Consider the following 26,408-nt stretch of genomic DNA (forward strand, 5'->3'; position numbering starts at 1 on the left):
CGGTGGCCCTTCGCTCCGCCAGGCTTCGGGCGCCCGCTTCGCGTTACAGGAGGGGCATCCCTCGCCCATTGCACGAGAAGGCGACGAGCAGCTCGTCCTTGCAACTTTTGCAGCGCACCCGCGCGAACGCGTGCGCCAGCACCCCGCACTCCAGGTAGTGGGCGAAATCCCGCTCCACATACCGGGGCAGGCCGCGCCTCACCTCGCTCGCCTCCGTCAACAGCGTGGCGAGGTGGTCCCTCACCGCTCGTACAGCACCGTCCCCTCCGGCCGCCTCCGACGGTACTCCCACCCGTGCTCCCCCACCTTCCCCTCTCCAACCACACATCGCCAGGGCACACGCTACCGTTGGGCTCCCACGAACCTCCCTGGAGGACCGTGCTCCGCTGGCCCTGTCTCCAAAATGTCTCCAAAGCTGGAGGGGGCTCTGGGCGACAGTCGGGACTGGTGGGGACTGCCCCGTGGACTTGAAGTGCCCTGATTCATTCACGATTCAGCGATAGGCGTGTGCCGTCGCGGGTTTCGGGCACCCCGTGCCCACGGGTTCAAATCCTGTCTTCCGATGTTCGCCGCTCGAAGCCCCCGCACCTGCAGGCATGAGCTCCCGGAGTCGAGAGGTGGACCTCAAGAACTCCGGGAGCTTCGCCACAGGTCTCGCGGGCTACACCACCGAAGGAGACCTCCCTCAGTCGCAGCCCTGAACGTCCTCGGTGACGAAGCCGTTCTTCGATGAGATGCGGCGGTCGTAGCAGGCGCCGTTCTCCGTCAACTGGTAGCGGTGGGTGGACGTTCCCACCGCGTTCCGCTGCGCACGCGGCACGCCCAGGTTGTAGGCGGCCTCGCCCGTGTAGACATCGGTGAACTTCCGGCGTGCCTGAGCGGAAGAGCCTCGCATGGTGCTCGCATCCTCCGAGTCGCTGACAGTGATGGTCGTGCTCAGCCGGTTCTCGGCGTTGATGCCGACGAGCCCATCGAGCACGAAGCGCTTCTCGGAGCGGCTCACCGTCGGAAGGCTGCCAGGGCTGTAGGCGATGACGGTGCTGGAATCACTCCAGGACGCCGTGAGCTGATCCGGATTCTCCTGGTCGCCCACCCAGCGGTGCATGCTCGAGTTGGAGACGGACTGCTCCACTGCGGTCACCACCCTCCCCTTCGGCGTCTGGACATAGCCGGAGATCCGCAGGTGATGGCTGCCCCGCGTGTCCACCTGGTTCCAGCCATCCACCACCGAGTGCCCCGACTCATTGGCCACCGGCCCCACCTCATGCGTCAGCAGCCCACCCGTCACCCGTGCATTGCCCGAGGCGCGCCAGACGAGCACGCTCGTCGGCAAGTCCCACCCGGGCCGGCCCTCGGGGACCCCCAGCACCGACACCTTCACCTGGTGCGGCTGGCCGTCGGTCAGCAGGCCGGCGAAGGGCGTGAGGTCATAGCGGATGGGGCGCACGTCGAAGGCGCGCGGCGCCGGCAGCGTGTACCAGAGGAACGGGTTGGACCAGCCACCCGTGTAGACATGCGGGAAGGGCATGGCGATGCCGGCCACCCTGCCATCCACTTCAATCTGCACCTCGCGGTACGGGCCGTCATCCGCCGGGCACGAGTACGGCACCACCGTCGGCGCGGTGATGTACCAGAACTCCTCGCAGCCTCCGCCCGAGCCCGTCGCATACACCTCGGCCACGAGCCGCTCCGTGTTCTTCGGCACCGTCACCTCGCCAAGGATCGCACTGCCCTCGCGGTGCGGGTTGGACAGCGGCAGCACGTCGCTGGCCGTGTCCGCCGCCTTGTAGCGGCCCTGCGCCGGGTAGAACGTCAGGTACACCTGCACGTCCAGCACGCCGGTGTAGGTCTCGTTGACCACGTTGCCAATCAGCATCCACACGGACTGGGGCTTCGAGAGCAGCGGCGCGTAGTCGGTGACGTCCTTCTCCACCGCCCACTGGATGCCGTCGCGGGACGGCTCCGGCGTGGACGTCTTGAAGATGGCGACCCCGCCCACCTCCAGGTGCCCGAGCCGGTCGTACTGCACGCCCTGCACCTTGCCCTCCATGCGCAGCACCACCTTGTTCCACGGACCGGGGCAGCCCGCGGGCGGGGTGAAGGTGCTGGTGTACGGCGTGAAGTCGTCGAACTGCTCGTCGACGATCTTCACCGTGCACGACGGCGTCGCGGGCTTTTCCACCGGACGGACGGCGGTGCGGGGGTCGTCCCAGTCGGTGCCGAACTCGGGAGGCGGCTCGGCGGCATACGCGGGGGACATCGCGCCGAGCGCGAGGCCCGTCGCAGCGAAAACAGCGGTGAGACGTGTCACAGGTATCTCCAGGGCAGCGAGGAGGGCGCGCAGCCTAGCAGCCCTCTGGAGAAGTCACCGTGTCACTGTTGGAACTCGCTGGCGCGAGACCCGTCGCCAAGCCCCATCAGGACTCACCCGACCTCCCAGAAATCCCGGAGGCAGACACGAGAGGGATTGAGGGTCGGAGTCGAAGGAGACACCCTCGATTTCAGCGGGGAGTGTCTTCCCTTGCGCCCGCCGGAAATGATGGAGTCCGCGCATGCTCGAAATCCTCGCCATCGTTGCGCTGTGCAAGAAACTCGCGGCCATCGCCAAGGAGAAGGGACGTTCCGCCGGCTGGGCGGCACTGGGTGCCCTCTTCTGGTTCATGGGTGAAGTCGTCGGCGAAATCATGGGCCTCGGGCTGGGCGGCTACCTCGTCGCCATCGCCTTCGCCTGCATCGGCGCCTTCGTCGCGCACACCATCGTCAAGGCGCTGCCGGAAGCGCCCGTCGCCGTCACCCCGAGCCTGTAGCCGGCTCGCTCAAGGCGCCGCGGATGCGTCCGCCGCGGCGCGCATGAAGACGACGACGCCCAGCACGATTCCGACCACCGAGAGCCCAATCGCAATCAGGTCCAGCTTCAGCCCGTGCCGGCCCCGCTTGTCGTTGACGGCCATCGACACGAGGTCGATGCCCGCCAGCAGAATGGCCACCAGCCCCAGCGGCGCGCACGCGAGGGAGATGAAGCTCAGGATTCCCGCGGAGACGGCCAGCCACGAGCCACCCAGGCCCCCCGTCCGGCGCGCGCAGTCCGGGCAGAACCGCTCGGTTCCCCGGACCACCGTGCATTCAGGACACGTGAAGGTGCCGCAGCGCTCGCATACGGCGTCCGCCACACGCTCCGGGTGACGAGGGCACTGGGCTTCGGGCGGGGAATCGGTCGACTCGGTCAACTCAAGCTCTCCGGTGCGGCACTGTTCGGACCATCGTAGCGCCATTGCCGTGCGACGGCCGAAGCTGACTGCTCGCACTCCAGGCCGCCTTCGCTGGGTGGGTCGCGCAGTTCCCACCCAGCGGGCCCGGAGGCGGTGTTAGAAGTGGCGCATGTCGACGCCCTTCCCCTCCGTCGCCTACCTCACCGACGTGGAGGGACTCTGGAAGAAGCTGACCAGCTTCTGTCAGGACAACCCGCTCGTGTCCCTGGAGGACGGGGACCGCCTGGTGGTGCGCCCGGGTGTGACGTTCGTCTTCGGCGGAGACGCCATCGACCGGGGCCCCGACGGACGCCGCGTGGTGCGCACGCTCCTGGAGGCCCGACGCCGGCAGCCGTCCCAGGTGGTGCTGCTCGCGGGCAACCGGGACATCAACAAGCTCCGGCTGGTGCGCGAGCTGCGCGGCCACCCGCTCGCACGGACGCCTCCGGAGATACAGAGCGCTCCCCGCCCCGTACTCCTCCGGTGGATTTTCGAGAACACCATGGGTGCGCGTGGCGCCTTCGAGTTCCGCAAGGCAGAGCTGGCCCGCTCCGGTGACACCATCACCGACGAGGACGTCGTCGACAGCTACCTCGAGGACCTCGGGCCCGGGGGCGCGCTGCGCGAGTACCTCTCCGCCTGTCAGCTCACCCACCGCGTCGGCAAGACTCTCTTTCTCCACGGCGGGCTGCACGAGGACAGCCTCGGCATGGTGCCCTCCCGGGAGCGCGTGGACGGCGTGGACGCCTGGGGCGAGGCCCTCAACGTGTGGTACCGCGACCAGCTCGCGGCCTTCGCGGAGGAGCGCCTCGACGCGGACGGCAAACCCGCGTGGGAGCCCGTCATCGCCTATCAGGCCCCCACTCCGGGAAGGCGTCTCAACACCGCCAGCGTCGTGTACGGGCGCATGGCCAATGAGCTCAACCACCCCGGCCTGCCCTCCCCCGAGCTCATCGAGACGCTCACCCGCGCGGGCATCCACCGGCTCGTGGTGGGGCACACGCCCAGCGGCGACTGCCCCTCGCTGCTGCGCGACGACTCCTTCGAGCTCCTCCTCGCGGACAACTCCTATGGCCGGGTGGAGGGCGCCTCGCGCGTGCTCCTCGGCGACGACCGCGTCCTCGTGGAGGGCGACGTGAAGCTGGACGATGGACGGCTGGAGCGGCTCCGCTTCGAGCACGCGCTCGGTGACACCTCAAGCCCCATCGGCCGGCAGCTCCTCGACACCGGGCAGCTGGTGAAGGGACCGCTCCAGAGCGGAGAGTGGCTGCTGTTCCGCGCGCTCCCGGAGTTCCGCGTCGAGCAGCTCGCGGTGGACCCGAGCACCCTCGCGGGACGAGCCCTGGGCCCCGCGCGCGCCGCGCCCTGAGCGCCGGGGCCCGCCGTTCAGGCGCCAGGCCGCCCGTCAGATGGAGGTGCGAGCAGCGGACGCGCGGTGTTAGAGCCGTCCCGTCACGCATCACCTCGCCCGCTCCAGCATCAAAGCCCCATGCCCCAGTTCCACTCCCGTTTCGTCGAAGCCACCCCCGGGGACCCGCTCAGCGACCGCCGTCCGCGGCAGGTGCAGGGCGCGCTCTGGTCCCGGGTCTCGCCGACGCCCGTGTCCGCGCCCCGGATGATTGCCTGGTCGCCCGAGGTGGCACGGATGCTGGGGCTGGACGAGGCCACGCTCCAGTCCCCCGAGACGGCGAAGGTGCTGGCCGGCAACGCGCTCTGGCCGGGCATGGACCCGTACGCCGCCAACTACGGCGGGCATCAGTTCGGCCGCTGGGCCGGGCAGCTCGGGGACGGCCGCGCCATCGTCCTCGGCGAGCTGGTGACGCCGGACGGCACGCGTCAGGAATTGCAGCTCAAGGGCGCGGGCCCCACGCCCTACTCCCGCCGCGCCGATGGCCGCGCGGTGCTCCGCTCGTCCATCCGTGAGTTCCTCTGCAGCGAGGCGATGCACCACCTCGGCGTGCCCACCACGCGCGCGCTGTCGCTGGTGGCCACGGGTGACTCCGTCATCCGGGACATGTTCTACGACGGCAACCCCGAGGCCGAGCCCGGCGCCATCGTCTGCCGCGTCGCCCCCACCTTCCTGCGCTTCGGCAACTTCGAGCTGCCCACGAGCCGCGAGGACGCAGGGCTCTTGAAGCAGTTGGCGGACTACACGGTGACGCAGTTCTTCCCGGAGCTCGGCGCGCCGTCGAAGGAGACGTACGCGGCCTTCTACCGCGAAGTCTCGCGTCGTACGGCGAAGCTCATCGCGCACTGGCAGGCCGTCGGCTTCGTGCACGGCGTGATGAACACCGACAACATGTCCATCCTCGGGCTCACCATCGACTACGGCCCCTATGGCTGGGTGGACGACTTCAACCCCGGCTGGACGCCCAACACCACGGACGCGGAGCAGCGGCGCTACCGGTTCGGCAACCAGCCCGCCATCGGCCTGTGGAACGTGCAGCGGCTGGGCACCGCGCTGTTCCCTCTCTTCGAGGACAATGAATCCGTCGTCGAAGCGGGCCTGCTCGAATACCAGCGCGCCTTCGAGGCGGAGGCCGGCCAGCGCTTCGCGGCGAAGCTGGGGCTGTCCTCCCTGAAGGACGAGGCGGACGTCGAGCTCGTGAATCAGTGCTTCGCGTGGCTCGCGGCGGAGGAGACGGACATGACGCGTTTCTTCCGCGCCCTCTCCTCCGTGGTGACGATGCCGGCGGCGCCCACGGGCCTGCCCCCGGTGGTGCGCGAGACGTTCTACGGCGAGGTGCCCGAGGCGCACGTGGCGAAGGGCGTCGAGTGGCTCGCGGCCTGGTGGCATCGCACACGGCGCGAGGACGCGCCCCCGGCCGAGCTGGCGCGGCGCCTGGACGCGGTGAATCCGAAGTACGTCCTGCGCAACTGGCTCGCCCAGGAGGCCATCGACGCCGCGCACGCGGGGGACGACTCGAAGGTCCTCACGCTGCTCGACGTGATGCGGCGGCCCTTCGAGGACCAGCCCGGGCGCGAGCACTACGCGGAGAAGCGTCCGGACTGGGCGCGCTCGAAGCCGGGGTGCTCTGCACTCTCGTGCAGCTCGTAGCCGGCGTGTCATTCTCGCGGGAGCCCCATGTCCTCCCGCACATCCCCCCTCTCCATCCCCGAGCTCGTGCGCATCAAACCCGGCGCGCTGGACCGGCTCGGCGTCTACCTGGCCCGGGCCGGACACCGGCGCATCGCCCTGCTGGTGAGCGCCGGGATGCACGGCACGCTGGAGCAGCGCCTGCGCACGGGCCTCGAGCGGGAGGGCGTCACCGTCCTGCGCCGTGAAGAGGTGGACGAGGCGAGCTTCGAGCGGGCCACCGCGCTGTTCGCCGGCCTGCCCGGAGGCTGTCAGGCCCTGGTGGGCGTCGGCGGCGGTCGGGCCCTGGACGTCGCCCGGTACGTGGCCTTCCTCGCGGGCCTGCCGTACCTCGCGGTGCCGACGTCCCTGTCGAATGACGGCTTCTGCAGTCCCCGGTCGAGCCTCACGCAGGGCGGCCACCGCCGCTCGCTGCGCGCGGCGATGCCTTCCGGCGTCGTCGTGGACACGGAGGTCTGCCTCCAGGCGCCGGCCCCCTTGTGGTGGTCCGGCGTGGGCGACCTCGTCGCGAAGGTGACGGCCATCGCCGACTGGAAGCGCGCGTTCCATGCCCGGGGCACGCCCGTGAATGACTTCGCGGCCCTGCTCTCGGACGCCACCGTCTTCCAATTCATGGCGAGGCCCGTGAAGGACCTGGAGGGCGTCCGCCTCCTGGCCACGGCCCTCATGCTCAACGGAGTGGCCATGGAGGTGAGCGGCTCGTCACGTCCGGCGAGCGGCAGCGAGCACCTGCTGTCCCACGCGCTCGACACGGTGTCCGCGCGTCCCCGACTCCATGGGTTGCAGGTGGGCGTAGCGACCTATATCGTCAGCCGGCTGCAAGGCCAGGGGACGGAGCGGGTCGCCTCCGTCCTCGAGGCCACCGGATTCTGGCAAGGCATCCGCGCGGACCCCTTCTCCCGCCGGGAGTGGCTCGACGCGGTGCGCCTCGCTCCGTCGCTCAAAGAAGACTTCTATACCGTGCTCTCGTCACGGGATTGTGCCTCTCAGGTCGAGGAAATCCTGAAAAACGACACGACATTGGAAGGCTGCTTCGGGGTCTGAGCAGGGGGATGTAGGCAAACCTGTCCCAGGATTCTCAGGTGGCGGGGAAGACCCATTTACAGAAGCACCCCTGGGAGTCGAGCATTGGACAAAATGGATTCGCCCCGCTCGTTTCGCCAGCTCGCGCATCTCGGCGCGCTGGGCGCCGCGTTGTTCCTGGTGTTTGCCCATCCTTCCGTTGCCCAGGCCGCCGAGGCAGGCGCCCCCGTCCCCGTGCTCGAAGGGTGGCGCTACCGCTGGGGCGACTCGCCCATGGGTGCGGATGGCGTCCCCGTCTGGGCGAAGGACCCGGGCGCTCCGGAGGCCTGGCGCCCGACGCCGGCGCTGACAGATGTCCCGGGCCGTGGCGATCACACGTTCCTGTGGCTGCGCATCCCGGTGCCCGACGGCGGCTGGTCCGAGCCCGCGCTCTTCGTGGGCGAGATCTCCAGCGCCGTCGAGGCGTACGTGGACGGCCAGCGCATCTACACGAGCGGGAAGATGAGCCGCGCTGGCCGCGAGGTCTCGGAGAACCTCGCCTGGCACCTGATGCCGCTGCCGCGCTCGGCGCTCGGGAAGGAGCTGATGCTGCGCATCCAGTCCAGCGCGCCCAAAATCGGTGCGTCCCAGGACGCGAAGGTGGGCGCGCGCCATGAGCTGCTCGCCAACGTCACGCGCGAGGGCCAGGCGCCCTTCGTCATGGGCGTGCTCCTGCTCGCCGTGGCCGTCGGGGCGGGCGGGGCCTTCGCCGTGCACTGGCGGCGGCGGATGCTCGCGGGGCTGGCCGTCTTCTCCGCCAGCGGCGGCACGATCCTGCTGGCCTTGAGCGGCCTGCCCGCGGCGCTCTGGGCGATGCCCGTCGCCGCGACGCGGGGCATGCTCCTGGGCATCTTCCTGCTGGCGGCCGGCCTGATGGCCTTCGTCTCGGACGCGCTGCTCGAGAACCGGCTGCGGTGGTTCTTCAAGCTGTCGGTGGTCTTCTCCTTCGTCTCCGGCGCCTGCGCCTTCGCGGCCGTCATCGACCTGGGCCTCGGCCAGCGGGTGCTGGTGGCGTTCATGCCCGTCGCGCTGCTGATGCTGCTGGTGAGCTTCGGAGTCGCGGTGCGCGAGGCCTGGCGCGGCAACCCCGACGCCCGCCTCTTCGTCTCCGGGTTGTGCGTCCTCGTCGTGGCGCTCATCGTCACCGTGCTGCCCGTCCTTGGAGTGATGGAGAAGTCGCTCGGCAACGTGTCGCACTGGGGCTACCTGGCGCTGACGCTGTCGCTCATCGCGGTGGTGGCGCGCCGCTCCATGGAAGTGGTCCGCGCGCTGGAGACGCACACCCGTCAGCTCGAGGAGCGCCAGGCGGAGGTGCGGACACTGGCCGAGCGCATGGGCAGCGGCGCCGGCGAGCTCGCCACCGTGGTGCAGCAGCTGCGCTCGTCGAGCGACCAGCAGACCGAGGGCGTCAGCCGTCAGGCCGTCGCGCTCCAGGAGGCGGAGCAGACGGTGAAGGAGATCCGCCGCAGCTCGCAGATGACGGCGGAGAAGGCCGGTGCGCTGGCGGAGGCGTCCGAGAACGCCGAGCAGGTGGGCCGCGAGGGCATGGACGCCCTGGAGCGCACGCTGACGGACCTCGCGGCCATCCGCTCCGAGGTGTCCGAGATGGCGCGGCGCATCCTCGCGCTGGATGACCAGACGCGCGAGGTCTCCAGCATCGTGGAGTCGGTGAAGGACCTGGCGGACCAGTCCAACATGCTGGCCATCAACGCCGCCATCGAAGCGGCGCGCAGCGGCGAGAGCGGCAAGGGCTTCGGCGTGGTGGCGCGAGAGATGCGCGGCCTGGCGGACCAGTCCATCCGGGCCACGCACCGCATCCGCGAGGTGCTCGACGGCGTGAGCACCAGCATGCGCGAGGCCGCGCGGAACAGTGAAAAAGGCGACGAGCGCGTCCGTCAGAGCCTCGACGCCGTGCGCACCTCCAGCGCCCAGTTCCAACAGCTGGCCGTGCTCATCGCGGACACCAGCTCCAGCGTGCGGCAGATCTCCGCCGCCGTCAGTGCGCAGGACGCCGGCACGCACCAGATGGCCACGGCCATCCAGGAGCTGTCCGGACAGATGCAGCGCACGCTGAAGACGGTGCAGGAGACCCAGGAGGCCACCCGCTCCGTCCAGGGCCTGGCGGAGAGCATGTCGGGCATGGCGAAGCAGACGCTCCGGGCCGACGGGGCTCCCGCGCCGCAGCAGGCCCAGGCCCGCTGAGCCGGGTTCGAGGCGAAGCACCCGGCCACGCGGCCGGGTGCCCTCACGGGGCCGTCACCCGAGGGTGAAGGTCACCCGGATTCCTCCGAGCAGGTACTCCTCCCCGTCCGATACGAGTCGGCGGGTGATGCGGGTGTTGTCGAACCACGTGCCGTTCGACGACGTGAGGTCTTCGATGAAGAACTCCGCGCCCTCGCGAATCACCGCGGCGTGCTCGCGGGAGACGCGCGCTGACTTCACCACCAGGTCGCAGTGCGCCCCGCGGCCGATGATGAAGCGCTCGCGGGCGACCCGCACGGGCTCGCCCTCGTCGAGCCGGATGTGGAGGGGCACGCCTGACACCGACGGGACGATGATGGTGGTCTCCACGGGAGCGGGAGGCTTCGGCGTTGGAGCCGGCACTCCGCCTGCCGCGGCGGCCGCGCCCCCGACTGCACCCGGGCGAGCCTCGTCCTCCTCGTCGTCGGCCGCATCCTCGTCGTCGGCCGCATCCTCGTCGTCGGCCGCATCCTCGTCGTCGGCCGCATCCTCGTCGTCCGAAGACTCCTCGTCATCCAAGGCGTCTTCGTCGTCAGCGGCGGTGGCGTTGTCCGAGGTGTCTTCGTCGTCCGAAGACTCCTCGTCGTCCAAGGCGTCTTCGTCGTCCGAGTCGTCCGAAGAAGCATCATCGTCGTCGGAAGCCTCCTCGTCGTCCGAGTCTTCCGCCTCCGCGCGGAGGCGCTCGTCCACGGGCTCGACCAGGCGATCGACGTCCGCGAGGATGTCGCGCATACGCGCCACGACACCCTGACGGAGCGCCGCCACGTCCACCGCGGGTGCCTGAGCGGCAACCTCCTCATCTGTCGGCTCCGCTGCGTCCGGCTCCTCGCTCGCGTCCCCGCCCGCCGCCGCGAGCACCGTTGGCGGGCCCCCGGTGTCGGCATCCTCCGCGAGGTCACGGCGGGGCTCCGCCACGGCCACGCGCGGGCTCTCTTCGCGCGGCGTCTCGACCGGCTGTACAGCCGGCGCGGGCGCGGGCGCGGACGCAGCCGTGGCCCCCTCCAGGAGATTGACCTGCGTCGGCGTGATGAAGCCGAACTGGCGCGCCAGCGAGAAGATGGCCTGGTTGAGCAGGACATCGCGGTCCACGCCCATCTCGCGGCTCATCGTCTCCAGGGCGGTCCAGAGCGGCTCCGAAACTGCGACCGTGCGGGAAGTGCGGTTCATGGCTCAGCTCCCCCTCAGGTTGTCCTGCCAGGGCGACACGTTGGACGGGTTGATCAGCCAGAGGAACATCGCCTGCATGTCGGCGTACTGCTGCTCGGCGATGCCCACCAGGTTGGGGTGGAGCTCGTCGATGTCCACGCCCTCGAACTCGAACCCCGGCGAGTTCGACATCTTCGCCCCCCGCCCGCCCGTCACGCGGATGTCCCGGCTGCGCCACAGCCGCTGGCTGGACATGCCCGCGGCGTGACCGAACTCCGCGGGCGGAGCCACCGCCCTCGGCATGGCCACGCCTCGCTCGCCACATGCCCACATCAGCCACGTCAGCGCATTCCAGTCCGCCCGGGCCGCGCGGGCAAGGTCCGGCAGCCCCATCTCCGGGACGGGGAGCGTCTCGTCGATGGAGATGGTCTCCCCCTCCTCGTCGTCGAACTCGTCCACGACCAGCTCCAGCGGCCCGCCCGGGAGCAATGAGGACAGGTCCGGTGGAATCCACGGCAGGGATGCCCCGGGCTTGAAGCGCTTCAGCATCGCCGCGCGCACCAACTGCAACCGGGTGGCGTACTTCTGGACGATGCGATGGATGGCGGTCAGCTCCTGCCCGGGGCCCTCGGGGAGCCCGTCGTACGTCGAGTGGGGCTTCTCCTCCGCCGGCCAGAAGTCCAACCGGCGGTAGAGGCACCGCGCGTACGCCTCCAGGAACTTCGCCGTCTTCGGCTCCGTCGCCGCCAGGCTCTCGGCATCGCGCTTCGCGTGCTGGTCGAGCCCGAGGTTCAGCAGGACGAGTCCGCGGGTGAACAGGTACTCCGTACGCTCCGGATGCAGCAGCAGGGCCGCGTTGACGAAGTCGAGCGCCGCGCGGGGACGGTCGTTCTGGTCCAGCAGCACCGCGTACCCCCGCAGCAGCATGCCCGCATCGCCCCCGCGCACGAGCGTGTCGGCCATGGGCGCCCAGGAGTCCCCCGCCCCCTCCAGCGTCTGCCCCGCGACGGCCCGTGCGTTCTCCGGGATGCGCGGCAGCACCACCCGGGCCAGCAGCTCCGACAACGCCTCCGCCCGCTGCTCACACGCCGCCGCGCGCGCCACGGCCAGCACCGCTTCACGGTACTTCTTCGCCTCGGCGCACGTGGCGGCGTACTCCCGCCACGCGCTCGCCGTCCTGGGCAGGTTGGAGAAGACGGGCGAGGCCTTCAGCTCCTCCTCGCCCTGCGCCGCGCCCAGGTCTCGCGTCATCACCACCTTGCCGTCCGCGTCGAGCAGCGACCAGACGCCACGGGCCAGGTCGTCCTCGCACTCGCCCTCATCGAAGGCGACGCGCGGGTCCAGGTACTCGTCCTCGGAGCGCGAGTGGTAGCGGCCGGAGCGGCTGCCATGGACGTACTCGGCTTCCCACAGGAGCTCGCCCTTCGCCGTCCAGAACCGGCACAGCCCGTGGCGCTCCCTTTCCTCGTCCAGGTGGACGTGGGCCCACTGGCCCTCCTCCTCGCGGAACTCCGCCTCGGGAGGCACGGCCTTGGGGCGCTCGGGGTACGGCTCGCCGGTGGTGGGCACCACGCGGCGGCCCTGGCCGTCGAAGTGCTCGATGCCCACGACGCGCCCCTGGTCGTAGACCATGACCGTCTTGCGCACCTGCTCCGAGACGCCATTCTCGTGCATGCGCTCGGTGGTGAAGCCCTCGGTGGCGTACCAGGTGCGCGGCCCGTGCAGCGCCCCCTTCACGAACTGGCCTTCCTGGGACACGCCGCCGCTCTCATGGAAGCGCTTGAACGGGCCGTGCGGCTTGCCGTGTTCCATGAGGCATTCGTTGCAGAGCGTGCCGTCCGCGCGCCAGAACCGCCACGGGCCGTGCTTCTCGCCGTCCGCGTCGTGGCCGCCGTGGCCCCACTCCTGGTCGCCTTCGTCCCACCCGGCCTCGGCGGGGACGCCCGGCGGCGCGATGCCCTGCTCCGTCAGTCGCTTGTTCTCCTCCGCCTTCTTCACCTGCGCGGTGTCGAGCGCCTGCAGCGACTGCACCAGCGACGCCAGGCGCGCCCGGGGCAGCGCGCCGCTGGAGCGGTGCACGATGACGCCGTCCTTGAAGGCGATGAGGGTGGGAATCGACTGGACGTCGAAGCGGCCTCCGAGGTCCGGTTGCGCCTCGGTGTCCACCTTGCCGAAGACGACGTCCGGGTGGGTGGTCGCGACGGCTTCGTAGGTGGGGGCGAAGGCCTTGCAGGGTCCGCACCAGGCGGCCCAGAAGTCCACCAACACCAGGCCCGACTTGCTCGTGGTCTGCTGGAAGTTTTCTTCCGTCAGCTCAAGGGTGTGCTCGCTCAAGATGGCTCCTCTGACGTGGGAGCCGCTGCTTCTAGTGGAAGCCCTGGCGGCAGGCCAGACGCAACCACCACTGACCAGCCGGGCCCCCCACCTCGAAATCTCGAAGTGCGAGAGAGCGGCCCGGCGTCGACCCGCCGCTCACGCGACGATGCGCGCGAGGAACGGGGCCGTGCGGCTCACGGCGGACCGGGCGACCTCGGCGGGCGTGCCGGCGGCAACCACCTTGCCGCCCTCGTCGCCCGCGCCCGGGCCCATGTCGATGACCCAGTCGCTCTCCGCGATGACGCGCATGTCGTGCTCGACGAGGATGACGGTGTTGCCCGCCTCGACCAGGCCCTTCAGTTGCGTCATCAGCTTGTCCACGTCGGCGGGGTGCAGGCCCGTGGTGGGCTCGTCCAGGACGTAGAGCGTGTTGCCACGCTGCATCCGCTGCAACTCGGTGGCGAGCTTGATGCGCTGGGCCTCGCCACCGGACAGCTCGGTGGCGGGCTGGCCCAGGCGCAGGTAGCCCAGGCCCACCTCGCGCAGGACGCCCAGGGAGCGGAGCACCTGCGGCTCGTCGGCGAAGAACTCGTACGCCCCGTCGACCGTCATGCCCAGCACCTCGGCGATGTTCTTTCCGCGGTACTGAATCTCCAGCGTCTTCGCGTTGTAGCGGGCCCCGTGGCACGTGGGGCACGGCGCGTAGACGCTGGGGAGGAAGAGCAGCTCGACGCTCACGAAGCCCTCGCCCTCGCACGTCTCGCAGCGGCCCTTGGCGACGTTGAAGGAGAAGCGCCCCACGTCGTAGCGACGGGCCTTGGCGGCGGGCGTCGAGGCGAACAGCTTGCGGACGCTGTCGAACAGGCCCGTGTACGTCGCCAGGTTGGAGCGCGGCGTGCGGCCGATGGGCTTCTGGTCCACGCGCACCAGGCGCTTGATGCCCTCCATCCCCTCGGCAATCCGGCCGCCGGTGGTGAGCACCACGGTGCGCTCCAGCTCCTCGCCCTCCTCCTCGTCCAGCGGGGCTTCATGGCCGAGCTGCTCGGCGACCAGCTCCACCAGGACCTGGCTCACGAGGCTCGACTTGCCCGAGCCGGAGACACCCGTCACCGTGGTGAAGACCCCCAGCGGGAAGTCCACGTCGAGCGAGTGCAGGTTGTTGCGGGTGACGCCTTCGAGCCGGAGCCAGCCCCTGGCCGCGCGGGGCGCGTGGCGCAGGCGCAGGTCCGCGCCGAAGAGGTAGCGCCGCGTCTTGGATGCCTCCACGTGCTGGAGCCCTTCCAGCGGCCCGCTGTAGAGGATGCGTCCGCCCTTTTCGCCCGCCGCCGGGCCCACGTCGACAACCCAGTCGGCGTGCCGGATGACGTCCACCTCGTGCTCCACCACGAACAGCGAGTTGCCCGAGCCCTTGAGCTGGTCCAACGCCTTCAGCAGCGCCTCGGTGTCCGCCGGATGGAGGCCGGCGGAGGGCTCGTCGAGCACGTACACCACGCCGAACAGGTTGGAGCGCACCTGGGTGGCGAGCCGCAGCCGCTGCAATTCACCGGGCGAGAGTGTCGGCGTGCTCCGCTCCAGTGAGAGGTAGCCCAGGCCCAATTCGGTCAGGACGCTGATGCGCGCGAGCAGGTCCTTGGCGATGCGCGCGGCGACCAGCGCCTGCTCCGGATGCTCGCGCGCCAGCTTCGCCGCCCCCGGGCCCGTGCCGTCCGCGGCGGGGCGAAGGATTTCCGCCACGCGCTTCAATGGCAGTCGTGACAGCTCGCCGATGTCGAGCCCCGCGAAGGTGACGGACAGGGACTCGCGGCGCAGCCGCTTGCCCTGGCAGACGGAGCACTGCCCGCCCACCATGTACTGCGCCACGCGCTTCTTCATCAGCGCGCTCTGCGTGGTGGCGAAGGTCTGCAGCACGTACTTCCGGGCGCCGGTGAAGGTGCCCATGTAGCTGGGCGGCTCCTTACGCTTGAGGGCGCGGCGCGTCTCCGCCGGAGTGAAGCCCGCGTAGACGGGGACGGTCGGCTGCTCGTCCGTGAAGAGAATCCACTCCCGGTCCTTCTTCGGGAGGTCCTTCCAGGGCGTGTCCACGTCGTAGCCGAGCGTCACCAGGATGTCGCGCAGGTTCTGTCCGTGCCACGCGGGCGGCCACGCGGCGACGGCCCGCTCGCGGATGGTGAGCGAGTCGTCCGGCACCATGGACTTCTCGGTGACTTCGTACACGCGGCCCAGGCCGTGGCAGTGGGGGCAGGCGCCCGCAGGCGTGTTGGGAGAGAACGCATCCGAGTCGAGGTGCCGCTGGTGCGGCGGATACGTGCCCGCGCGCGAGTACAGCAGGCGCAGCGAGTTGGCGATGGTCGTCACACTGCCCACGGACGAGCGGGACGTGGGCGAGCCCCGGTGCTGCTGGAGGGCCACCGCCGGGGGCAGGCCGTCGATGGAGTCGACCTCGGGGACACCGGCCTGGTCGATGAGCCGTCTCGCGTAGGGCGCGACGGACTCGAAATAGCGCCGCTGCGCCTCCGCATAGAGCGTCCCGAAGGCCAGCGAGGACTTGCCCGAGCCGGAGACGCCCGTGAACACGACGAGCGCGTCCCGGGGAATCTCCACATCGATGTTCTTCAGGTTGTGCTCGCGCGCGCCACGGACGCGGACGTAGCCCGTTCGCGTGTGGCCGGACGGCTCGGAGGGGTGGAGGTCGCGAGGTTTGCGCATGCGCGGTCTGCTTGAGGGTGGGGTCGGCGGAGGCGAAGGAACAGGGGACGGCCGTGCGTCCGGCCAGCGAGCAGGCAGGCCCCGCCTCTGGTAGATGGGCGCGGCTGTTCCACTTCTGACCGGAGTTCCAAGATGACCAAGGTTTCCAGCCACGTGCTCGTGCTCGCCCTGATGCTCACCTCGACCAGCGCCCTCGCGGGGGAGCAGTGGGTGCAGGCGCGGGCCATCCTCAACTCGTGCGGCTACTTCAGTAATGCGCAGGTGGAGGTGACGCTCTCCTACCGCAACCAGGACCTGCCCTGGGGCACGTCCGTGTACCTCATCTACGGCTGGGGCGGCGGCACCACCACGACGTCGTTCGACTGGGCGCCGCAGCCGACGACCGTGCAGGCGCCCGCGACGGCGCCGTACCACTGGGGCACGAAGGTGACGTCCATCTTCCGGGCGCGGAGCTCGACGACGTACTCGAGCATCAACTACGTCTGGAAGGTCGTCCTCCCGGACGGCAGCGAGTTCTACGAGAAGGGCAACGGCTCCACGTATGGCTACTACGCCGCGGACTTCACGGCGGTGCCGGTGCCGTGCGTGAATGATGGGCAGTTCACCGGCACGCCGCAGCCGCTGGCCATCACCACCGTCGTGAAGAACTGACGGGCTTCCTCCCCCTTTCTCGGAGTGGCTGTTCCCGGCCGGCCTCATGGCGGATGCTGTGGGGCCGTGTCGGCTTTCCGGCCGTCGAAAAGGGGGGTTCCCATTTTCCGGCGGTCGGGCGGTCTTCTTCTCCGAAGGAGTGCACCGCCGTGAGTTCCCATGGATGACACGCAGCTGGGCCAGCTCTACGAGCGCTATGGCTTCCTCGTGCACCGGCGCTGCCTGCAGCTCGTCCGCCGGCCCGAGGACGCCGAGGACGCGCTGCAGGAGACCTTCCTCCGCGTGAAGCGCTATGGCCCCCCGCGCGAGGGCGAGGCCACGCTCGCCTGGCTCTACACGGTGGCGTCCCGCTGCTGCTTCGACCTGATGGAGAAGCGCGGCCGCGAGCCCGTGGCCGAGGAGTCACAACTCGCAGCCCTGGAGGAGCGCGGCGGCGGATCGGCGGAGGACGCGGACCGGCGCGCGCTGCTCGGCGCGGCGCTGCGCACGCTCGACGGCAAGACGCGCACCATCGGCGTGCTCCACTACCTGGACGGCTACACCCAGGAAGAGGTGGCCGCGCAGACGGGCTTCTCGCGGAAGACTGTCGGCAAGAAGCTCAAGACATTCGAGGACCGCATCCGCCAGCTCTTCGGTGGACGCGGCAACGAGGCCCCACGATGACCGCTCCCCTTCCCCCCTCCCCTCGCGGCCCCGAGTGTCCTCCCGCCGCCGTGCTCGAAGCGCTCTCGGCCGGCGAGCCCACGCCGGATGCGACGCGCGACCACGTGAAGTCCTGCGCCGCGTGTAGCGCGCAGCTCGACGCGCTCACTGGAGGACGGGAGGCGTTCCTCAAGGCCCGGCCGGCGGACCGCTTCCTGCGGCAGCTCGAGCGCCGCGAGGCCACGGCCGCCCGCGCGCCCGCTCCGTGGCGCCGCTTCCTGCCGGTGCTCGCCGCCGTGGTGCCCGCGCTCGTGCTGGTGCTCGTGCTCGGACCGAAGCTGATCGAGGACAACCCGGGCGTCACCTGGAAGGGCGAGGCCTTCCGGGTGGTGGCCGCACGCCCGGGCGCGGAGCCCACGCCGCTCGCCCCGGACAGCGTGGTGAAGGCCGGAGACCGGCTGCGCTTCGCCTACGAGTCGCCCGAGGCCGGACACCTGCTGGTGCTGGAGCTGGACGGCCGCGGCGGCGCGAGCGTCTTCCACCCGTTCAACGGCACGACGTCCGCGCCCCTCGCCGCCGTGCAGCGCGACTTCCTGCCCGGCAGCGTGGAGCTGGATGACGCGCCGGGGGCGGAGTGGCTCTTCGCCGTCTTCTCCCCTCGCCCGCTCCAGGCGACCCCGCTCCTCGCGCAGTTGCGTGAGCAGGCGGGCCGCGCGGAGCCCACCCTCACCTGCGACGGGTGCCGCGTGTCTTCGCTGCGCCTGCGCAAGACGCCCTGACCCATGCGGCTGCTGCTCCCGTTGTGGCTCGTGCTCCCGCGCACCGCCCTGGCTTCGGCCGGGGCGGTGCGCCCGCTCATAGCCCCGCGCCCGCGCAGGACTCGCGGCTCCATGCGGCTGTTGCCCCTGCTGTTGCTCGTGTTCCTGTGGCCGTCTCTCGCGCCCGCGGAGACAGTGCGCCTGCTCGTCTCCATCGGCGCGAACGTGGGCGACCCGGACGACGCCGTACTGCGCTTCGCGGATGACGATGCGGCGCGCGTGCGTCAGCTCTTCGTGGAGCTGGGCGGCGTTCGCGCGGACCGCGCCTCGGTGCTGGTGGACGCCCCGGCGCAGGACGTGCGCCAGAAGCTCGCGGAGGTCGCGGGCCGCGTCGCCGAGCTGCGCGGCGAGGGACATGACCCCGTGCTGGTGGTCTACGTCTCCTCGCACGCGAAGGCAGGGGTGCTGCACCTCGCCGGCACGCACCTGCCGCTCGCCGAGCTGCGCGACACCGCGCGCAAGGCCGGCGCGCGCCTCACCGTCGTGGTGGTGGATGCGTGCGAGAGCGGCACGCTGGCGCAGAAGAAGGGCGGCCGCGTGGCGCCCGCGTACGACGTCGCGCTGGAGAAGCTGCCGCTGCACGGTCAGGTGGTCATCTCGTCGAGCGGCCCGGCGGAGCTGAGCGAGGAGTGGGACTCATTGCAGGGCTCGCTCTTCACGCACCACCTGCTCACCGGCCTCCGCGGCGACGCGGATGCGGACTCGGATGGCAAGGTGTCCCTCTCCGAGGCGTATGCCTATTCCTACCGGCGCACCGTGGCGGGCGCGGCGGGCGCGGGGCAGCACCCCGCCTATGCGCTCGAATTGGCCGGCACGGGCGAGCTGGTGCTCACCGAGCCCGCGGGTGCGAGGAGCGCGCTCGTCTTCCCCGCCGCCGCGTCGGGGCGCTACGTGGTGTCCAGCCGTCCGCGCCCGGACGTCGTCGCCGAGGTGGAGAAGGAGCCCGGCCGGCCGCTGCGGCTCGCGGTGCCCCCGGGGCGCTACCTCGTGCGCAAGCGCGCGGGCGCGAGCACGGGCCTGCTGGAAGTGGAGCTGCCCTTCGGCGGCGAGCGCCAGGTGAACGAGTCCGCGCTGGAGTGGCGCCGCTACCAGGAGGTCGCCGTGAAGGGCGGCGCGCTGGAGCTGCGCAATGCGGCGGTGCTCGCGCTCGGACGCTGGGAAGGTGCACCCATTCCCGGCACGGGCTCGCGCGTGTCGGCCGCGCTGGGCTACCGGCACACGTGGGGCGCGTGGTGGGCGCTGGGCACGGTGTCGGGCACGCGCGCCACCTACCGGGGCGTGGGGCTCGGCATCACCGAGGGCTCACTGGGACTGGGCGCGTCCGCTGGCTACCGCTGGCTCGAATGGGCCCTGGTGCCCCACGTAGGCCTGTCCGTGGAGCTCATGGGGCTGCGGCAGTCCTTCCTCAGGGACAGGGAGGAGGACATCCAGGACACGATGGGGCTGCCCGGGCTGGAGCCTCGGAGTGCGCTGGGCGTCGCGGCCGGGCCGGTGGTGGGCGTGGAGGTGCCGCTGCCGGGGCCAGCCTTCGCGCTCGTCCAGGGACAGGTGCTGGTGCGCTACCTGCCGCCCGCGAGCGACGCGGTGGCTCCCTTGCGCCTCGTACCGCTCGCCAGCGCGGGCGCGGGCTTCCGCTTCTGAGAGGACACGCCGAGATGCGCCGACCGATGGGGCCACTCCTTCTCCTGCTCACGCTCGTCACCGCGTGTGGCCACCCCGTGGACACGACGTACGCGGGCGAGCCGCTCGTCACGCTGCGCGGTGAGGCGAGCCTCTCCGCCACCGACCGGCCCGATGGCCCGGTGCGCCTGACGCTCGCGTGGTACTCGGGCCTGGTGGATGACACCGCGGCGCTGCCGAGCGCGCCCGCGTCCATCCTCACCGAGGACATTGCCTTCCAGGCCACCTTCCCCGCGGACTTCGCGCTGCCCCTCACCCAGCCTCCACCGGAGGGCGCTCGTGTGGCGGTGGGAGGCCGCATCCACGGACGCGCCGCGACGGGCTTCCTGCTCGCGTACCGCGATGTGAATGACAACCACCGGCTCGACACGCTCCCGGCCAGCGGTGGCGGGCCCTCGCGGGACAGGGTGGTGGGCTCGTCATGGGGCGGGCTGGAGTCGTACGTGCTGCTGTACCTCGAAGAGGCCCAGGACGCGGACACCGGCCTGCGACGCGGCTTCAACCTCCTGCACCTCACCGTCAACGGCGGCAGCGTGGCACCGCTCGACACCACCATCCCGCTCGCGCTGAGCGCGGGCAGCGCGCAATTGGACCTGCTCGCGTGCGAGGTCGCCTGGGACAGCTCACCAGAGTCGGAGCCTCCGTGCGGCCTCTCCTTCGAGCCACCGCCTCCGCCTCCGGGAACGCTGCGGGTGGAGGGCGCGGTGTCACTCGCGGGCCGCGCGGTGACGGTGCGTCTCTCCGTGGTGAAGGACGAGGAATACCAGGGTGACGCCACCGTCACCCTGGCCGGGCGCCCGGTGCCCTTCGTGCTCGAGCGCTTCGCCTATTTCCTCGAAGAGGCGGACTCCACGCTGCTCACCGAGGGCGGCACCGTGGAGTTGGTGGTGCGCAGGGAGGACTCCGTCACCCGCCGCCTCCTCACCGTCCCCGACGGCTTCTCCATCACCTCGCCGGCCGTGGGTGCGCAGGTGAAGAGCGGCACGGAGCTCGACGTGGCCTGGACGAGAGCCCCCGGCGCGCTCGCCTACGCCGTGACGCTGGAGGCGCCGGAGGCAGAGGGTTCGCTGACCCGCTCCTACACGTCCGAGACACTCACGACCCTGCTGCCCGTCTCGTACGTGGGGGACGTCACCCTCCGCGTCGCCGCCGTGTCGCAAGCTCCGGACCGCGACCGGCTGGGGTGGATTGAAGTCGAGAACGTGCGCACGCGGCCACTCACCTTCGTGCCCTGAAGAAAAAAGCGGTTCCCAAAAATAATGGGCCGCCCGGTCTTCAAGACGTGAGCGCCTCGCAGCCGCGGGGCCTCTCTCTCTTGAACCGGAGTCCCGAATGTTCGCTGCACGCCGCGGTTTTCGCAGTCTCTCGCTCCTCGCCCTCTTCTCCCTCTCCGCCTGCGAGCCCACGCCGGCATCGCAGCCGCCTCCCACCGAGGAGCCGGCAGCGAAGCTCCAGGGCCAGCTCACGCTGGCGCCAGGCACCGAGCTGGACGGCCCTGTCCGCCTCGCGCTCGCGTGGTACCCCACCCTCCTGGCCGAGGACTCCGGCACGCTGACCCGGCCCGCCGGCATCGTCACCGAGGACCTCGCGTTCTCGGGCGGCTTCCCCGCCAGCTACACCTTCGACGTGAAGAGCGCACCGCCCACCGAGGCGCTGGTGCAGCTCGGCGACGGCATGAAGGGCAAGGGCGCGGTGGGCATCCTGCTCGCGTACAACGACGGCAACGGCAACGCCGCGCTGGATACCATCCCCGCGGACGGCACCCCGGTGGACCACGTGCTGGGGGCCTCGCTCGTGTGGACGCGGCCTCCCGCCTTCATGGTGGTCTACCTCGACTCCGCGCAGGCCCCCGCGACGGGACTGAAGCAGGGCTTCAACCTGGTGCGCATCAGCGACAACTTCACGTCCGACGTGGTGCCACTCACCACCCCCATCCCGCTGGCGCTGCACGACGACCCGCTGCTCGACGCGTTCGTCTGCGAGGCGGCGTGGGACGACACCGCGGAGCAGGCCCCGTGCGGACTGCCCGGCCAGGAGGAGCCCGTCGAGGACTGGCTCACCATCCGGGGCGATGCCGTCTTCACCGGCAACGCGGCGGATGTGTCCCTCGCGGTGCACAAGGGAGAGGTCGCCGTGGATGACGCGGAGGTCGTCGTGGGTGACCGGGTCGCCACGTACGACGCGCGGCGGGGCCGCTACACGCTGCACGTGGACGACGCCTCGGCGGTGGTCGAGAGCGGTCGCCTCGCGCTGGTGGCGCGCCGGGGTGACTCGGCGGCGGGACGGACGATGGTGGTGCCCTCGGACTTCCAGGTGACCTGGCCCACGACGCCCGCCAGCTACAGCCCCGGCGCCGAAGTGCAGGCGGCGTGGTCGAAGTCGAAGGGCGCCTCCGACTACTCGGTGCGGGTGGTCGGCGGGGACCAGGTGCTCGCGTCCGAGCTGACGCAGGCGCAGTCGCTGAAGGTCGCGACCGAGCCGTACGAGGGGGCCGCGGTGCTGCGCATCGAGGCCGTCAACGCGAGCGACGGGCTGGTGATGCGCCGGGTGCGCGAGGTGCCCATCGCCTTCACGCCGTGCGACACGGTGACGGACGGCAGCGGCCTGACGGCGGACGGCTACTTCCTGCGGTACGGCAGGGACTTCTCCGGCGAGGAGTCGAGCGAGGTGTTCGCCGACGTCAAGGATGACGGCGTGTCCGTGACGGACGCGAAGGTGATGCTCAGCGGGTGGAACGTGCCGTACGTGCGGGAGGTGGGCGGCTTCCACAACGGCTTCTTCACGCTGGGTGGCGGCACGGGGCTCGGTGACACGGTGGAGCTGCGGGTGATGCGCCAGGGCGAGGTGCTGTGCCGCACCCTCACGGTGCCGGGAGACTTCGACGTGGACCTGAAGGGCGCGCGGTCCCGTCCCTCGGGCTCGCCCCTGAGCATGAGCTGGACGAAGTCCGAGGGCGCCGTGCAGTACGAGGTGTGGCTCAGCAAGACGTTCAACGAGCCCATCTACTCGGCGAGCACCAACGAGCTCGAGTACACCTTCGAGCAGGTCGACTACGTCGGTGAGCTCAGCATCCGCTTCTCCGCCGTGGCGCACCCGGCGCACAACGACACCCTGGGCTGGATGGACGTCAAGCGTGCCCACCTGGGCGGGGCCAGCTTCACGGAGTGACGGCTCTCACCTGAAGTCGGAAACGCGGGTGGCGGGGCCTGGGATGGGGCCTCCGCCACCCGCGGCCATTTGTAGCGCCGGAAGTTACCTCATCAAAAGAGAACACGAGAGAACCCGGGCAGGAAACCCGGGGTTTTCTGACCCGCCGTCGTCCCTGGTAGCTTCGGCGGACGTGAGCGAGCCCCGGCACATCCCATTCGGCAAGTACGAGCTCCAGGAGCGCCTGGGGAGCGGCGGCATGGCCGTCGTGTACCGAGCCCTCTACACGGCGGCGCCCGGCGTCACGAAGCCCGTGGTCATCAAGCGCGTGCTGGGCACGTACGCGGAGGACCCGGCCTTCGTGCAGATGTTCCTCAACGAGGCTCGCATCTCCGTGGGGCTGAGCCACGGCAACATCGTGCAGGTGTTCGACTTCGGGAAGGTCGACGACGAGTACTTCCTGGCCATGGAGCTGGTGGACGGGCACACGCTGGGGCAGGTGCTGAAGGCGGCGAAGGCGAAGGGCCTGGCGTGCATCCCCGCGCCGCTGGCGGTGGGCATCGCCCTGGAGATGTGCCGGGGCCTGCACCACGCCCACACCCGCCTGGACGCGCGCGGCGAGCCGCTCGGCGTGGTGCACCGGGACCTCTCTCCGGACAACGTCCTCCTCAGCTACGAGGGCGAGGTGAAGCTCACCGACTTCGGCATCGCCAAGGCGCGGCTCAAGGGCAGGCCGGAGACGGAGGTGGGCATCGTCAAGGGCAAGTACCTCTACTTCTCGCCGGAGCAGGCGCGGGGCGAGGCATTGGACGCCCGCTCCGACGTGTACACGGTGGGCACCGTGCTCTACCAGATGCTCTGCGGCCAGCGCCCGGCGGATGGCAGCGAGTTCGAGGTGATGCGCAAGATCTCCGAGGGAGAGCTCACCCCCGCGCTGTCCCTCAACCCCACGCTGGACTCGGACCTGCAGGGCATCCTGCGGCTCGCGCTGGCCACCTCGCGCGAGAAGCGCTACCTGAGCGCGGAGGCCCTGCAGCAGTCCCTGTCCGACTGGATGGGGTTCCGCGCGCCGCGCTTCCCCGCGAATGCGCGCAAGCACTTCATGGGCTGGCTGTTCCAGGAGGAGCTCACCGCGCTGAAGCGCGCGCCGCAGCTTCCGGCGGACTTCCTGTCGCAGCTCCAGTCCTGGCGCGGCAGGAGCGCCGCGCCGCCCTCGCAAGACGGGGCCCCCCGGGCCATGACGCCCCTGAGCCCGCCCCGAGCGTCTCCGCTGGGCAGGCCCGCGCTCGCGGTGAACGGCGCCTCCGCGACCCAGGTTGCGAACGAGGCCGTGCGCGCGCCCGTGCCGCCCGCTTCAGCGAGCACTCCGGAGGCGCCGGGTACGGGGCCCACCCACGCGAACCTGCGCTCACGCTTCCGCGCGCACCTGCTGCGCCGCCCGGCCGTGGTGAAGGGGGTCCTGGGGGCGCTCGCCGTGGGCCTCGTGAGCCTGGTGGGAGCGACGGCGTTCCGGGGCGCGCGGGAACAGCGGCAGCCGGAGGCACCTCCGGTGACTGCGCCAGTTCCCCGCGCGCCGGAGCCCTCCACCGCGACGCCCGCCGACGCGCCCGAGCCCGCGCCTGGCGCCGCCACGCCCTCGACTCCCGAGGACGAGACGCGCCTCGCGCTGGAAAACGGGCTGTATTGGACCTCGCGCGCGGATGACAACCGGGCCCTGGGGTGGTTCCAGCAATGCCTGCGACTGGACACATCCCAGGCGCGGTGTCATCTCGAATTGGCACGCATCTACGCGCGCCGGGGCGCGATACGGGATGCGATGAAACACTTCACCTCACACCTCTCCCTGGAGTCCGAAGGACCCTCGGCGGAAGAGGCGCGCAGGTACTTGAAGCTGTACGCAGGCTCGGACCTTCCGTAAGGCCTTTCGGCCACATTGAATTCGCACTTTTGTCTGACGCGCTTCGTGTGGTGCAAGCCAAAGGGATTGCGCTACACAGACGGCATGCCCCCATCCATTTCGCGTGTCGTGACCGCAGTCGCGTGCTCCTTCTTCCTGTCCGTCGGCCTGACGGCCTGTGGTGATGACGAGGTCAGCTCCGACGAGCAGGCCCGTCGCGCCTACCTGGGCCTCGACGAGTCCGTGAGCAAGTCGCTGCAGCTCGGCTTCGCCGGCTTCAACGCCGCGTCCAGCGCGAACATCCCGCCCCAGTCGGCGGCCGGCGATGCGACCGGGACGCTGCTCATCACCGGGCAGGTGGACCAGGGCTCCTCGGCCAACAAGGGGATGCGGCTGCGCGTGGGAATGGTCAGCTACTCCGACGGGGAGATTGACGTGGGCGAGGACGAGGACCCGGTGAACCTCACCTACGCGTCGACCACCGACCAGACGGCCCAGCCGGAGCTGACCCTGCAGCTGCGCAACATCCCCAACGGCACCTTCACCGGGACGCTGGTGGGCACCTTCCAGATGGCCGGGGACCTGGAGGGCGACGTCACCCTGAACCTGAGCCTGGCCGGTGAAATCGAGGACGACGGCACCGGCAAGGTCCAGCGCAAGGCCGGCAGCACCACGGTGACGGGCACCGCCACGTCCGGTGACGGCACCTACAACGTCAACGTCACCCTGTAGTCGCCGCGCGACGCCTCACGGGTAGCGCGCGACGCCGGAGGGCTCGGGCTCCGGGAGCGGGATGAAGTCCGTCTCGCCGGGGACCGCGGCCATTCGGCCAGACTTCCAGTCCTCCTTCGCCTGCTCGATTCGCTCGCGAGAGCTGGAGACGAAGTTCCACCAGATGTGGCGCGGCCCATCCATGGGCTCGCCGCCGAAGAGCAGCACGCGGCCTCCCGCCTGCGCCGAGGCGGTAATCACCGCCTCCGCTCCGGGCCGGAAGATGAGCAGCTGCCCCGGCCCGTAGGTCTGCCCCTCGAGCTCGACCAGGCCTTCCGCCACGTACGCCGCGCGCTCCTCGTGGCTCGCACGGACCTGAAGCCGCGCGCCGGCCGCGAGCACCGCGTCCGCGTAGAACAGCTCCGACAGCGTGCTCACCGGCGAGCGGGCGCCATACAGGCCACCGGCAATCACCCGCACGCGCGCCCCGCCGTCCTCCATCACGGGTAGCGCCTCCGCGGGCGTATGGACGAAGGAGGGGCCGGTCTCCTCGTGCTGCTTCGGCGCGGCCACCCAGATTTGAATGCCGTAGAGCTTCCCGCCCGACGCGCGCAGCCCCGGGGGCGTGCGCTCGGAGTGGGTGATGCCGCGTCCGGCCACCATCCAGTTCACCGCGCCGGGCTGGATGGTCTGCACCGTCCCCAGGCTGTCCCGGTGGAGGACCTGGCCCTCGAAAAGGTACGTCACGGTGGCCAGGCCGATATGCGGGTGCGGCCGCACGTCCAGCCCGTGTCCGGAGCGGAACACCGCCGGCCCCATCTGGTCGAAGAAGATGAACGGGCCCACCATGCGGCGCCGCACCGAGGGCAGCGCCCGGCGCACCTCGAAGCCATCACCGAGGTCGCGCGTGCGCGGCATGATGATGGTCTCCAGCGCGGAGCCGGGCTCCGGATCGACAAAGGGCTCGTCGGGCATCTGCCAGGCCATGGCTCGCGTCTCCACGAAGGTCGGTGCGTCCGTGCCGGAGGGCACGCCGGGCCTGTTAT

At 70.7% G+C, this 26,408-nt stretch carries 20 protein-coding genes; 13 read left to right on the top strand and 7 right to left on the bottom strand.

Features of this window, described 5'->3' with window-relative positions:
* Positions 1 to 43: 43 nt before the first annotated feature.
* Positions 44 to 244: a transposase zinc-binding domain-containing protein gene (locus G4D86_RS02705; RefSeq protein WP_163989010.1), complete on the bottom strand. Its 201-nt coding sequence runs from the start codon at positions 242 to 244 to the stop codon at positions 44 to 46.
* 441 nt (positions 245 to 685) lie between these two features.
* Complete coding sequence (locus G4D86_RS02710; RefSeq protein ID WP_205519435.1) at positions 686 to 2,311, bottom strand: peptide-N4-asparagine amidase; 1,626 nt, start codon at positions 2,309 to 2,311, stop codon at positions 686 to 688.
* Positions 2,312 to 2,552: 241 nt separating this feature from the next.
* Between G4D86_RS02710 and G4D86_RS02715 the strand changes: the two genes are divergently transcribed.
* Positions 2,553 to 2,807: a hypothetical protein gene (locus G4D86_RS02715; protein WP_163989012.1), complete on the top strand. Its 255-nt coding sequence runs from the start codon at positions 2,553 to 2,555 to the stop codon at positions 2,805 to 2,807.
* 9 nt (positions 2,808 to 2,816) lie between these two features.
* Here G4D86_RS02715 and G4D86_RS02720 read toward each other — a convergent pair whose 3' ends face one another.
* Complete coding sequence (locus G4D86_RS02720; protein ID WP_163989014.1) at positions 2,817 to 3,116, bottom strand: hypothetical protein; 300 nt, start codon at positions 3,114 to 3,116, stop codon at positions 2,817 to 2,819.
* Between the two features lie 262 nt (positions 3,117 to 3,378).
* Between G4D86_RS02720 and G4D86_RS02725 the strand changes: the two genes are divergently transcribed.
* The 4 genes from G4D86_RS02725 (at position 3,379) to G4D86_RS02740 (ending at position 9,609) form a co-directional block, all read left to right on the top strand.
* A complete protein-coding gene (locus tag G4D86_RS02725; RefSeq protein ID WP_163989016.1) occupies positions 3,379 to 4,617 on the top strand; it encodes a metallophosphoesterase family protein in 1,239 nt (412 codons plus the stop codon).
* 120 nt (positions 4,618 to 4,737) lie between these two features.
* Positions 4,738 to 6,306, top strand: coding sequence for a protein adenylyltransferase SelO (locus tag G4D86_RS02730; protein ID WP_163989018.1), 1,569 nt, complete (start codon positions 4,738 to 4,740; stop codon positions 6,304 to 6,306).
* Between the two features lie 27 nt (positions 6,307 to 6,333).
* On the top strand, positions 6,334 to 7,389 hold the full coding sequence (locus G4D86_RS02735; protein WP_163989020.1) for an iron-containing alcohol dehydrogenase family protein: 1,056 nt from the start codon (positions 6,334 to 6,336) through the stop codon (positions 7,387 to 7,389).
* A gap of 93 nt (positions 7,390 to 7,482) precedes the next feature.
* The gene (locus tag G4D86_RS02740) at positions 7,483 to 9,609 is read left to right on the top strand and encodes a methyl-accepting chemotaxis protein (protein WP_163989022.1); all 2,127 of its coding nucleotides are present in this window, start codon (positions 7,483 to 7,485) and stop codon (positions 9,607 to 9,609) included.
* A gap of 54 nt (positions 9,610 to 9,663) precedes the next feature.
* On the opposite strand, the gene G4D86_RS02745 is transcribed toward G4D86_RS02740, so the two are convergent.
* The 3 genes from G4D86_RS02745 to uvrA form a co-directional block, all read right to left on the bottom strand.
* Positions 9,664 to 10,815, bottom strand: coding sequence for an FHA domain-containing protein (locus G4D86_RS02745; RefSeq protein ID WP_163989024.1), 1,152 nt, complete (start codon positions 10,813 to 10,815; stop codon positions 9,664 to 9,666).
* Between the two features lie 3 nt (positions 10,816 to 10,818).
* Positions 10,819 to 13,128, bottom strand: a complete 2,310-nt coding sequence (trxA, locus tag G4D86_RS02750) for a thioredoxin (RefSeq protein WP_163989026.1) — start codon at positions 13,126 to 13,128, stop codon at positions 10,819 to 10,821.
* Between the two features lie 138 nt (positions 13,129 to 13,266).
* Positions 13,267 to 15,816 carry an excinuclease ABC subunit UvrA gene (gene uvrA / locus G4D86_RS02755; RefSeq protein ID WP_163989029.1) on the bottom strand — a complete coding sequence of 850 codons (2,550 nt, stop codon included), beginning with the start codon at positions 15,814 to 15,816 and terminating at the stop codon, positions 13,267 to 13,269.
* A 132-nt stretch (positions 15,817 to 15,948) separates the two neighbouring features.
* Here uvrA and G4D86_RS02760 point away from each other — a divergent pair, with 132 nt between their 5' ends.
* From G4D86_RS02760 to G4D86_RS02795, 8 genes are all read left to right on the top strand, one after another.
* On the top strand, positions 15,949 to 16,467 hold the full coding sequence (locus G4D86_RS02760; RefSeq protein WP_163989031.1) for a hypothetical protein: 519 nt from the start codon (positions 15,949 to 15,951) through the stop codon (positions 16,465 to 16,467).
* A gap of 159 nt (positions 16,468 to 16,626) precedes the next feature.
* Complete coding sequence (locus G4D86_RS02765) at positions 16,627 to 17,130, top strand: RNA polymerase sigma factor (RefSeq protein WP_163989033.1); 504 nt, start codon at positions 16,627 to 16,629, stop codon at positions 17,128 to 17,130.
* Entirely contained in the window at positions 17,127 to 17,888 is a 762-nt protein-coding gene (locus G4D86_RS02770) for a DUF4384 domain-containing protein (RefSeq protein ID WP_163989035.1), read from the top strand. Before G4D86_RS02765 ends, G4D86_RS02770 begins: the two co-directional genes overlap by 4 nt.
* Positions 17,889 to 17,999: 111 nt before the next feature.
* Positions 18,000 to 19,568 (top strand): caspase family protein, encoded by a 1,569-nt coding sequence (locus G4D86_RS02775; RefSeq protein WP_163989037.1) that lies wholly within the window; start codon positions 18,000 to 18,002, stop codon positions 19,566 to 19,568.
* A gap of 26 nt (positions 19,569 to 19,594) precedes the next feature.
* Positions 19,595 to 20,842: a hypothetical protein gene (locus tag G4D86_RS02780; protein ID WP_163989039.1), complete on the top strand. Its 1,248-nt coding sequence runs from the start codon at positions 19,595 to 19,597 to the stop codon at positions 20,840 to 20,842.
* 97 nt (positions 20,843 to 20,939) lie between these two features.
* Positions 20,940 to 22,775: a hypothetical protein gene (locus G4D86_RS02785; protein ID WP_163989041.1), complete on the top strand. Its 1,836-nt coding sequence runs from the start codon at positions 20,940 to 20,942 to the stop codon at positions 22,773 to 22,775.
* Positions 22,776 to 22,947: 172 nt separating this feature from the next.
* Positions 22,948 to 24,672 carry a serine/threonine-protein kinase gene (locus G4D86_RS02790; protein ID WP_240360002.1) on the top strand — a complete coding sequence of 575 codons (1,725 nt, stop codon included), beginning with the start codon at positions 22,948 to 22,950 and terminating at the stop codon, positions 24,670 to 24,672.
* Positions 24,673 to 24,780: 108 nt separating this feature from the next.
* Entirely contained in the window at positions 24,781 to 25,383 is a 603-nt protein-coding gene (locus G4D86_RS02795; RefSeq protein ID WP_163989045.1) for a hypothetical protein, read from the top strand.
* 15 nt (positions 25,384 to 25,398) lie between these two features.
* On the opposite strand, the gene G4D86_RS02800 is transcribed toward G4D86_RS02795, so the two are convergent.
* The gene (locus G4D86_RS02800; RefSeq protein WP_240360003.1) at positions 25,399 to 26,349 is read right to left on the bottom strand and encodes a pirin family protein; all 951 of its coding nucleotides are present in this window, start codon (positions 26,347 to 26,349) and stop codon (positions 25,399 to 25,401) included.
* Positions 26,350 to 26,408: the final 59 nt, after the last annotated feature.

The organism is Pyxidicoccus caerfyrddinensis (assembly GCF_010894405.1).
GTDB lineage: Bacteria > Myxococcota > Myxococcia > Myxococcales > Myxococcaceae > Myxococcus > Myxococcus caerfyrddinensis.